The organism is Magnetococcus sp. PR-3 (genome assembly GCF_036689865.1).
Taxonomy (GTDB): domain Bacteria; phylum Pseudomonadota; class Magnetococcia; order Magnetococcales; family Magnetococcaceae; genus Magnetococcus.
In genome coordinates this window covers 82,782-94,398 of the sequence record NZ_JBAHUQ010000004.1, presented here as the reverse complement: position 1 = coordinate 94,398, position 11,617 = coordinate 82,782, and the positions used below count along the sequence as shown (strand labels likewise).

Sequence of the window (11,617 nt, the reverse complement as noted above, 5' to 3'; positions counted from 1 at the left end):
GTGCCATACGACATGATAGGGCTCTGGTTTATTTAAGGCGCAACACATCCATGATCTATGTCGCACTTTTTATCATCGGCTACCTTGTCTACTGGGCAGGGCAACTCATTTTTACACTCTATACCTGCGCTGCGCTTGCTCTGGTCATCTATTTATGGTGGAAAGCCAAACAGCATCGAGATCGGGATTTGGGCAAAAAAACAGCCTAAAAACCACCCTCCAGCTATAAGGGGGAAGAGGATTGACATGCCCGACCACCCCACCAAAAAAATGGGGAGCCTTTTAGAGTTAACCGATTAATCATGATTGGCTAGAAACCCTTTATAACTAAAAGCCCCCAACAGACAATCCTGCTTTTCTAGGTTTTTGGGATTTGCTGGTGTAAACTGACCTGCGGAATGTCAAAAAGTCAGATAATCCATCACCCATATCGGGTGGACGTTGGGGAGTGCACCACATGGTTCAATGCTACACACGTATCATCCCCCTTGGCCTACTCCTCACCTGGCTGACCCTCTTGGGCCTACCCGCACCAAGTTTGGCCCAACCCCTGCTGGCAGGCCAATCCATTCGTGTCTGTAACGATGGCGCCGAGTGGCCCCCCTTTGCCTATTTTAAGAAGGATATGAATGGGGAAAAAAGCAAAGAGAGTGCAGGCTACTCGGTTGATTATCTTAATACCATGGTCACCCCTAAACATCTAAACTTCACCATGGACTTAATCCCCTGGGCACGCTGCCAAAAGTGGGTTACCCAGGGTAAGCGCTACCATATGTTAATGGATGCCTCCATTAACCCCGAGCGTGCCGCCAACTATCGGATCACCCAACCTTATTACCAAATTCATGGGTTGATTTTTTACTCACAGAAACGCTTTCCAAACCATCCTGAAATTCATACCCCCAAAGATCTGCTCGCCTTTAAGGTTTGCGGCCAACACGGCTACAACTACACCCCATTTGGCATTGAGAACAGCCATGTGGATATGGCCACTAAAACCTTCGCGCAACTCCGCCGTCGATTGCAGGCGGGCCGGTGTGACATTTTGCTTGGTTTTTATGAAATTTTACGCGGGTTGGGACAACTGGATCCTAAACAGTTAGAACAAGCCAATCTGGCCTGGAAGCGCCCCCACTGGGTTAAACCGACAGGGTTCCATATGATGGTCAGCCGTAACCTACCGTATTCAGAAGAACTATATGGGGTGTTAGAACAGGCCATTACACAGATGAAGCGTACTGGGCAGCAGCAAGAACTGCTGGATCGGTATCTGCAAAGCCCAACCCTACCATGAACACGCTATGGCGACATAGACGCCCCCGGTTAGGGGTCAAACTCCTGCTGGGTATTCTGTTGCTGAGTGGCATGCTCACCCTGCTGATCTCGGGGTTACAACTCTATCTAGAGTATGATCGTGATCTACAGGCGTATGAAGAGCAATTGAGTATGATCCAGGAAAGCCGCCTACCTGGCCTTATCCACAGTCTCTGGGTGGTAGATGATGATCAGCTTAAACTCCAGGCAGAGGGCATACTTGGACTGCCAGGTGTTATAGCTGTGGTGGTGGAGAATGAAGAGAAACAGTCTCTCATTTTTGGCCAACCTAAAACTGATAACACCGCACTGATTCGGCACTTTGCCCTAACCACCCAGTTCCAAGGGGAGTCGGTGGCCGTCGGCACACTACACATCACCATGGATCTGGCGCGTATTAACCAAGATATGGTTGAACGTCTTATTCTTGTTTTGGGCACCCAAGCGGTTAAAACCTTTTTAACCTCCCTTTTTATTCTGTTATTGGTCAGCTGGCTGATCACCAACCGTCTGGCCAAACTGGTTCAATATACCAGCGACATACACCCCGATGATCATGTCACGAATCTGGAGACCCCTGTATCCATTGCGCGTAGTCCGGGTGATCGTTGGCCTGATGAACTCGATGAGTTGATTGAAGGCATTAATCTTAACCGGGCCGAGCTACACCGGTACATACAGGATGCACGGCACCATCGCTCGGAGCTGGAAGCACGGGTAGCCGAACGCACCCGCCGCCTGGAAGAGGTGAATCAATCCATGGAGGAGGAGGTCCTGGAGCATCAACAGACGGCGGCTTCACTTTCCATTCAACAGGAGAGTTTAACCGCGACGATGGAGTCCATTGAGGAGGGTATCTTGGTCGTGGACGATCAACGTCATGTTTTACATGCCAATGCCCGTTTTCAAGCCATGTGGCGTATTCCTGACGATGTGATGGCCAGTGGTTACAGCCCGACCCTACTACAAGCGGTGGCATCACAATTGACCAACCCTGATCTTTTTTTAAATCAGGTCGAGGATCTTTATGCCTCGGATCGGCTGGATAATGATCTACTCATTTTTAAGGATGGACGCTATTTTCAACGTAGTAGCCGTCCACTGGTGGTTCATCATCAAATAAAAGGTCGGGTCTGGAGCTTTTTGGATATCACTCAACAAAAACAAGCGGAGCAAACCCTGCGGCAAGCCAAAGAACAGGCGGAAGCATCCAACCATGCAAAGAGTGCCTTTTTGGCCACCATGAGCCATGAACTACGCACCCCGATGAATGTGGTGTTGGGGATGGGGGAGTTACTGCATGAGTCAGGCTTAAATGGGGAGCAGAAGAAATTTCTTAACCGCCAACTGCGGGCTGGCAATAGTCTATTGGATCTGATCGATGATATTTTGGATTTGTCTCGAATTGAAGCAGGCCAACTGACGTTAGAACCCTACCCGCTTAATCTGCCCCGTTTTTTACAGGACCTCTATGAACTGTTTGAGCAAAGCGCCCATGACAAAGGGTTAACCTTAAACTTTCCAGACCAAACGCAGCTACCTGAGCAGTGGATTACCGATCCCATACGGCTTCGGCAGATCTTAATTAACCTGCTGGGCAATGCCATTAAATTTACCGGCAAAGGTCATGTCACGCTACAGCTTCATCACCATAAAGAGACCTCTCTGTACTTTGCCGTGGTGGATAGTGGTGTGGGCATACCCGAAGATCGTCAGCAGGTTATCTTTGATAAGTTTACCCAGGCGGATGTCAGCATTACCCGTAAGCATGGCGGTTCTGGCTTGGGGTTAACCATATCCACACAGCTGGTGGATATGTTGGGGGGTACCTTAAGCGTACAAAGCCAACCCGATGAAGGGAGTACATTCTGGTTTGAACTGCCCTTACACCATCTGGATACAACCTATGCTCAGCAGCATCAGGCACGGACCTTAACCGTTGGTAAAGCCCGCCCTGGCCATATTCTACTTGCTGAGGATTCCGAAGATAACCAAGTGTTGCTCAAAGCTTTTTTAAAGGGGAGCCCCTATACCATTGACGTGGCCAATAACGGGGCTGAAGCGGTCACATATTTCCAAGAAAAGCGCTACGACTTGGTCTTAATGGATATACAAATGCCCGTTATGGATGGGTTAAGTGCCACACGGGCCATCCGAAATTGGGAGCATCAGCAACAACGACAACCCATACCCATATTGGCACTAAGCGCCCATGCTCTTAAGGGAGAGACGGAACGCAGTCTGGAAGCTGGCTGTCACCAACACCTGACCAAGCCCATCAAAAAGCAGGCCCTACTCCAAGCCCTGCAAGAGGCGCTATCTGAGCCATCCTAAAACAAGGGTCGAGCCCTCTCTATTGGCTGGCGTCCCAATGATACTTCAGTTCCAACATAATACTTCGACTAGGCATGGGATAATCATCGGCAATCACACCATCGCTGGGTTCATAGTAGCGATGGTTAAATACATTGCGGATCAACAAGCCAAAATCCAAAGCTTTCATAATCTTGACACGTTTTAATGCCAAGTTGACCAAGAGTGTATCTTTCATCTCTGGGCGGCTGTCATCCGTATCTCTGGCCCGATCACCAATCCAATGCAGTTCGGTATAGAGCTTCCAATGGGTTTTAAAATCCCATGTCGCCCCAACAAACCCCTGCATACCAGGTGCTGCCGCAATGCGTGCCCCACTCTGTGCATCTTCCGAGTGCTGCCAAGCATAGTTCGCGGTTAGTTGAAAATCTTCCCGCAGCTGCCAACGGCCCTCCCACTCCAGGCCATGTCCATTCTGATCTCGCGCATTTTGATAGGTCTTGGTCGTCGCACCACTATCCTGTACATGCTCAATCAAATCCTTAGCCCGATACCCGTAGAGGTTCAAATCCATACTCAACGCAGGCGTAGGTTGATAGTTAAAGGCCAGCTCCAAGGTACGAATGGTCTCTGGCTCCACCGAAGGATTACCAATGGAGACCGGATTGTTCATGGTATAGAGCTCATTAAGGGAAGGCGCCCGGAAGGCATGCGCATAAAGCAGTTTGGAGGTTAGATCTGGCCGGGTTTTCCAGACCAAGGCGGTTCGTGGATTAAGTGTTGCCCCGACATCGGAGATATAATCCAAGCGCAAACCACTGGTCAGGGACCAATCGTTGGTAAAGGCCCACTCATCCTGAACAGAGCCATGCCACACCTTGCGTATGACATCCGGCAGATAAACACTGTTGCTATTGGCTGCTGTCAGGGTGCCATCGATGGGAGAAACCGTACCGTCGATAATACCAGGACCAAAGTTCTGCGTAGCAAAATGGTTGGAGTCCTGATACTCCAACCCTGCCGCCAGCCGAACCCGGTGGTTATCAAAGCCCTTATAAACACCCACGGTTTCAAAGCTACTAACCCGCTGCTTTGTCACAGGGTTGCCGATATAGCCATCGGTAAAGGTAACCAAACCGGTTGGGGCTGTACCCCCAACATTACCATCGGTACCAATGGCGAGGATGGTACCGGCTGGAAAAAGAATCCAGGGCTTGGCCTCACCACGAAAATATTGAAAATCCAAATGGGCCGTGAGATCCCAATCATCCCACAGATCGCTGTTCTGGTAGGTTAAGTTAGCCCGCAACAGTTTTTGGTTCCAACTGCCTTCAGGATCCAACGCTTTGGCCACACCTTGGCCCGTCCCGACATCATAGTTTTTCCAATGCCACAGCTTGAGTTCCCAATTCTCCTTTTGCAAGGTCAGGTGCATGTTAGCAAGGTGATAGCGGGTGTTCAGAGAACCTGGTGCTAAAGAGGCATTGCTACCATTGATACCGTCCAGGGTTGTTTGCAGATCACTGCTGATGGTACGGTCCCGGTCCCCAGCGGTCTCATGCCACTCCATGGTCAATGCGGTGGCAAACCCTGCCAGTTTACCGCCGGTCTGTAACCAGGCTTCACGGGTTTTGAACGAGCCAAGGCGCATACCATACTGTGTGCCCTTAACATCCTCCGGACTTTTGGTGATAATATTGATCACACCCGCAAAAGCGTCGGCCCCATACACCGCAGAACCCGGCCCACGGATCACCTCAATACGTGAGATCATCGTAATAGGCAGTTTAAATTGCCGGGGTCGGGCATCGTTACTGGTGTTGTGAACTTTACGCCCATCCACCAACATTAAGACTTGCGGGTTCTGATCGGTATGGATACCCCGGAAAGAGTAAAGGGGGCTAAGCAGTACGTCTGAGGGGGCAACATGCAGACCTGGAATACGTTCGAGCACTTCATCCAGATGGGTCGCCCCCATAGCCTGGATCTCTTCGGCAGTAATAATACTGGTTACAGCGGGGGATTCGGCCAACGCCGTCGGCAGACCTGTGGCAATGGTCACAATGGCCACATCCGCCAGTTCGGAGAGGGAGAGTGCAAAAGGATCAAACTCCTCCTGGGCTGGTGATGCCAACAGTACAGAGGAGTATCCCATAAATAGGACAGCTGCCGTACTCCGTATGATGGTGCGCCTCACCATGAAAGCCCTCTCCCATAGATTACAACACGCTAGGTAGACTCCACTATACCACACAAATCATTGGTGAAAATCAATTTTTTTCAGAACGCACAAGCAGTTAACTAACATCAATTAATACGGATATATGGCATACCTTATTCCTTACACTGTTCGGTAACAACTTGCATTAATGTGGCCTTACGTATGGGTTTGGTAATATGGGCATCACACCCTGCCAATAACGACTGTTGTTCATCTCCACGCATGGCATGCGCTGTGAGCGCCACAATGGGAGTTGCCTCACACCCTTGCTGCTGCTCCCAATGACGAATCTGTTCCGTGGCCTGCAAACCGTCCATGACGGGCATTTGAATATCCATTAAGACCAGATCAAACGATGCCTGCTTAAATGCTTCAAAAGCCGCATGCCCATCCTCCACAAGGGTTATCTGATGCGCACTGCCCTTAAAGTATGCCTTGATAAGCAGACGGTTATCTTCCGCATCTTCAGCGATTAAGATGGATCGACCGGGCAGAGGATTTGTTTTTGGCGCCACCACTTCCGTGATTTTCCGGGTATGTTCAGGCTCCAGTTGAGGCCCTGCTGGGGGTGTTTGAAGCGGAATCTCAAACCAAAACTGACTCCCCACCCCCGGCGTGGATTGCACACCGATGCGCCCCGCCATGCTCTGCACCAACTGCTGGCTAATGGCTAGACCCAGACCACTCCCTCCATATTGGCGGGTAATCGAGCTGTCCACCTGGAAAAAGGGGTTGAAAATCTGACTCTGCTGCTCTTCTGCAATACCAATTCCACTATCTTGCACGTCAAAACGCAGGGTTGAGCCGGCCTGGTTCTTAACAGATAAAGCAACCGTCCCCCCCGCCTCGGTAAACTTAATGGCATTACCGAGCAAGTTCAGTAAGATCTGGCGTAACCGCTTTGAATCACAACAAATGGTTTTGGGCAGGGGGGGATCCAACATAGAGGTTATAGCGACCTCTTTAGCCCCAGCCCCATGCGCTTGGACCTCCAGAGATTCATCAACCAACTGCTGAAGCACAACCCCCTGACTATCTAGGGTAATACGACCCGCTTCAATGGTGCGCATATCCAGAATATCGCTAATCAGAGCCAGCAAACCTTGGCCAGATCGAATCAGAATATTCAGCCACTCCTGCTGCTTGGGGTTAAGCGTACTCTGTGCCAGCATTTCGCCCATTCCCAAAACCGCATTAAGGGGTGTGCGCATCTCATGGCTCATCACGGCTAAAAATTGGCTTTTGGCCTCATTGGCTGCATCTGCCGCCTCTTTAGCCGCCAATAATTTCTCTTCAGCCTGTTTACGCTGGGTGATATCCCGGATCATGACGGAGAAATAGCGACGCTGCTCCTGCAACCATGTGGCCAGAGAGAGCGCCATGGGGAAAACCACCCCCATTTTTGTCACCCCTTGCATCTCAACCACATGGTCCAACAAGGCACCTTGGGCTGTGTTAATGGCATCCGCCAGCGCCTTGGCATGCCCCTGCTGATCCGCTGCAAGCAGTTGCTCAATAGGCTGCCCCACAACATCCTGAGCCCGATAATGAAACAGATTTTGAGCCGCTCGGTTCCAAAATGTGATCAACCCCTGATCATCGGTCGTGATAATGGCATCCTGGGCTGCTTCAGCTAGAGAGGTAAACTGCTGCTGTCTGGCTTGCACCTGCTCCTTCTGACGGATGGTCTGCATGACCTCACAACTGTAGGAGGCCAACAATAATCCAACCTCCATATCCTGTGAGATAAATGGGGCATCTATTTTGTCATGCAGTGCGACCAGACCAACCACCTCATGGCTGCGATTAAGCAGCGGAAAAACCAATAGAGAGCCGTTGACATATCCCGCCCAACCACTACCTGTTACCTGCGGATGTTGGCCGATATCGGCCATTAAAACCGGCTGCTTCTCATATAAAGCCTGACCAAAAACCGTATCTCTACCCTTAGGCATGGGTAGGTTGGAGGGGGCATGTGCGCCATCCAACACCGCCACCCGTACCAACTGATCCCCGTTCATGCGATAAAAGCTCCCCCCTTTAACCTGCATATGCTGACTAAACTCCATCAACATTTGCTGACCAAAATGGGAAACCGTATCACAGGCTGAAAGGGTGTGTGCCGACTTAACCACAGCCTGCAGTCGCTGATTGAGTGTGGTTAGGGAGTCATTGGCGGCTTTAAGCGCCTGGGTCTGTTGGGCAACTTCTATCTTTAACTGAGCGTGATGTTCCTGATTTTCCCGCAACAGGCGCGCACGCTCCAAAACGGTACTGGCGGTATGTTCTAAAACCATCATGTCCTGTATCGGTTTAAGCAGGTAGTCCCAAGCCCCTAATCTTAAGGCTTCAACCACATCACCCACCGCACCGGTTCCTGAGATCACCACGACAGGCGTTTGGGGAGAACGCTCCCGTATACCAGCCAAAACCTGTAAGCCATTCATCACAGGCATACGCAGGTCCACCAACACCAGATCCGGCTGCATGCGATCAAAAACTTCCAACCCCTCTTGGCCATTGGTGGCCTCAATAACCTGATAGCCAAACTCTTCTAGGAACATACGAATGCTAATACGAATCGCTTTTTCGTCATCAATGGTTAAAACCAGAGGTTCCTGTTCAGGCTCCTGAGACATTATGCCTTCTCCAATAAGGGTTCAATCCCTTGAACCAGGGCATGCAGATCATTAAGCGGCTTGAAAAAAAGCTGGTTTTTGGTCATGCCCAATCCCTGCAAGACATCCGAAAGCTGATAATCCACCGAACCGGTATGGATAATAAACCGCATAACGGGCCAGCGCTCTTGAGCCTGAATAATAAACTGATCGCCATTGATCCCTGGCAACCTCAGGTCGACCACAGCCACCGCAAAGTGTGTGGTTTCACATAGGGTCAAAGCCTCTTCAGCACTCTGTGCTGTGGTGACCAGAAAATCATACTCTTCAAGAAAGGCAGCCAAACTAAAGCGGATAGAAGCTTCATCATCCACCACCAGCACATGCCGATTTTCCCATTTATCCATCACCCTCTCCCACAGGCTCAGGCAGTGGAAGACGTACAATAAAGCAGGACCCCTGCCCTTTGACCGACTCAACCGACATACTACCACCATGGTTTTCGGTGATAATAAAGTAGGAGACCGACAGCCCTAGCCCCGTCCCTACGCCCACCTCTTTGGTGGTATAAAAGGGTTCAAACACCCGGCTGCGTACCGACTCTTCCATCCCGGGTCCATTATCCTCCACCTCAATACAGACCGATTGATTCTCCGTATAAAGGCGCAAGGTAAAACAGGGGGCCTGGGTGGTACCGGCCATGGCCATGGCTTGGGCACCATTTTTTAGCAGATTCAAAACCACCTGCTGAATTTTAGTGCCGTCACAGGGAACCTCAGGCAGATCATCGGCATAGTGTCGGACCATCTCAATTTTACGGAAGTCATACTTCTTCTTCAGATCATAATCATTGGCCGCCAACTCAATGGTTTGGTCCATCAGTTCAGCCAAATTATGGGGATAAAAGCTAGACTCACTCTTGCGGCTAAAGCTGAGCATATTCTCCACAATACGGGCGGCCCGCTTACCAGACTCCAGCACCGATGCCATCATTTCAGGCACGCCACGCTCCTTGAGGTAGTGGTCTAGAGGGTCCATTTCCAAACCACACTGGGCGGCCACTTTTTGATTGCGAGGAGAGTCCGGGTTAAGCCGTAGTTCCATCACCTGAATATTCTGCAGAATACCGGCCAGAGGATTATTAATCTCATGGGCCATGCCAGCAGCCAGCCCACCCACTGAGAGCATTTTTTCCGACTGGATCATCATCTCTTCAATCTGCACCCGGTCGGTCACATCATCCACCCGAATCACCGCCCCCTGCACACGGCTCCCCACCAAAGGAAAGATGACAATATCGGAAAAACGTTGTGCCTTGCCCAAGAGACAAGCGACCTTGGCGTCCTTCTGAATCTCATTCTCCGCCATGGCCCGTTTAATTTTATCCCACTCTCCCATCATTTCCGGGAAAGCCTCTTTTAAGGGAAAACCCAACACCTGCTCAGCGGGACGCCCGGTTAGCACCGCCGCTTTATGGTTCCACTGGGTAACCCGACCCTCCAGATCTACCCCGACCAACATCGAGGGCATGGAGTCAATAATGTTAGAGAGCATATTACGCAGGTGCCGTAGCTCTCTTTCATTACGCTGGCGCTCGGTCAGATCCAATCGCAAAGAGCGATCCTGAGTTTCAATGGTGGCCACCATGCTGTTAAAGGCTTCGGCCAACCGTCCAAACTCATCTTCACTACGTTGAGGTACCCGTAAGGAGTAATCTTGATCTTTGGCAATACGGCTGGCGGTATCCACCAATTGGGAGGCCGGTTCTGAAATCAACCTTTGCAGTAAAAAGGAGAGCGGAAAAGCCGCAACAACCGTCAATAGAATAATAATGGCTGCTGCAATCAGCAGATTTAAAAACTGCCCATGTAGTTTTTGTAGACCTGAGTAGATGGCGATACGCCCAACAGGGGTGCCCTCTACTTCAATGGGCAGCACCACCTCTATACTCACATCGGTGTGATGAACACCCGCAACTGTAGAGAGGGTGTTACAGCGTGGTGCGTTTTGCGCATCCCGATAGTAGTGGGCGAAGGTCCGTTGATCAGAACCATACAGACACGCACTTAAGATGGCGCTTTCTGCACTCAGTGCGGCCAAATTCTCCTGGCCCAGGCGCTGATCATCAAAAGCAAGTGCGGCGGTACTTCGATCCCCAATAACCTTGGCCAACACCCGCAGCTCTTCGGTCATAGCCCGATCAACGGCCTGCTTGTTTAACACAACAAAAGCAGCACCTGAAATAAGCAGGCCCAGTAGGGACACGGCCATGATCATGACCACCAGCTTCCATTTAATCGGCAGGGTAGAGAGCGACTTCATGGTGCCCCTCCCGATCTGGAGTCACGTACAATATCTGCAATTTCCAGCAATTTGGCGCTTATTTTCAGCCCTTCGCGCCGGGCGGAATCCAAATTAACCTGCAGACGCACCTTATCCCGTTTGATAATAAAACCAATGACCCCACCCTGGGCGGCAAAACGGGGCTGATCACTCACAGTTAGAATGCCCGAATGACGTAATGTGGTAAGGGCCTGCTGCAAAGGCCACTGGCCAGAACGCCCCACAAAGACCACAGAACATCGCTGAAGATGCTGCAGGTCCTCTGCACGCACCACCTTCAGTGCCTTACCTTTGGCCTTATGCCGCTCAATGGGGTCAATCATGCGCCCAAAAGGGTCTGTACCGATTAAACAGATCTGGATCTGCTCGGCATCTTTTTTAAGGCTGGCGTGGGGAAAGTCAATAAAACGAAGAAAATTATAGATATAAGCGGCTTTGACTTTATACTCGACCTGCTTGGCTTTACTTAACGGTCGGGCACGGGCCATGGAACCCTCGGCACACACTAAGAGCACCAAAACCGGTATGAACCATTTCAACATATGGCCCATACCGTGCCGCAGCTTGGCCAGCACCATACTGCTGGAATGCGGATTACCAGACCTCATTTTTTCCGTACATACCTTTTGCAGTTTATAGCCATAATCGTCAAAGTATTTGATGCTTTACTCCAACAACAACCGCCCTATCTACAACAGAACCTGTCAAAAAGACTAACACTTCTATATCTCTATGAATAGCACTTTACCCACCACCAAGACTGTAGAATAAAGTGTGGAGTTTACCCCCTCACCTCAATAGAGGAACG

At 50.5% G+C, this 11,617-nt stretch carries 8 protein-coding genes; 3 read left to right on the top strand and 5 right to left on the bottom strand.

The features are described from left to right. The first annotated feature begins 50 nt into the window (after nt 1-50). From V5T57_RS04390 to V5T57_RS04380, 3 genes are all read left to right on the top strand, one after another. Nucleotides 51-209 (top strand): hypothetical protein, encoded by a 159-nt coding sequence (locus V5T57_RS04390; protein WP_332889950.1) that lies wholly within the window; start codon nt 51-53, stop codon nt 207-209. A 248-nt stretch (nt 210-457) separates the two neighbouring features. Beyond that, on the top strand, nt 458-1,294 hold the full coding sequence (locus V5T57_RS04385) for a substrate-binding periplasmic protein (RefSeq protein ID WP_332889949.1): 837 nt from the start codon (nt 458-460) through the stop codon (nt 1,292-1,294). Beyond that, nucleotides 1,291-3,648 carry an ATP-binding protein gene (locus tag V5T57_RS04380; RefSeq protein WP_332889948.1) on the top strand — a complete coding sequence of 786 codons (2,358 nt, stop codon included), beginning with the start codon at nt 1,291-1,293 and terminating at the stop codon, nt 3,646-3,648. The genes V5T57_RS04385 and V5T57_RS04380 overlap by 4 nt, the downstream gene beginning before the upstream one ends. A 19-nt stretch (nt 3,649-3,667) precedes the next feature. Here V5T57_RS04380 and V5T57_RS04375 read toward each other — a convergent pair whose 3' ends face one another. From V5T57_RS04375 to V5T57_RS04355, 5 genes are all read right to left on the bottom strand, one after another. Next, entirely contained in the window at nt 3,668-5,827 is a 2,160-nt protein-coding gene (locus V5T57_RS04375; RefSeq protein WP_332889947.1) for a TonB-dependent receptor plug domain-containing protein, read from the bottom strand. Between the two features lie 134 nt (nt 5,828-5,961). Continuing rightward, a complete protein-coding gene (locus tag V5T57_RS04370) occupies nt 5,962-8,487 on the bottom strand; it encodes a response regulator (RefSeq protein ID WP_332889946.1) in 2,526 nt (841 codons plus the stop codon). Beyond that, complete coding sequence (locus V5T57_RS04365; protein ID WP_332889945.1) at nt 8,487-8,873, bottom strand: response regulator; 387 nt, start codon at nt 8,871-8,873, stop codon at nt 8,487-8,489. Before V5T57_RS04365 ends, V5T57_RS04370 begins: the two co-directional genes overlap by 1 nt. After that, entirely contained in the window at nt 8,866-10,788 is a 1,923-nt protein-coding gene (locus V5T57_RS04360; protein WP_332889944.1) for an ATP-binding protein, read from the bottom strand. Before V5T57_RS04360 ends, V5T57_RS04365 begins: the two co-directional genes overlap by 8 nt. Continuing rightward, nucleotides 10,785-11,417 (bottom strand): TOL_0243 family YfiR-like periplasmic protein, encoded by a 633-nt coding sequence (locus V5T57_RS04355; RefSeq protein ID WP_332889943.1) that lies wholly within the window; start codon nt 11,415-11,417, stop codon nt 10,785-10,787. The genes V5T57_RS04360 and V5T57_RS04355 overlap by 4 nt, the downstream gene beginning before the upstream one ends. Nucleotides 11,418-11,617 lie beyond the last annotated feature (200 nt).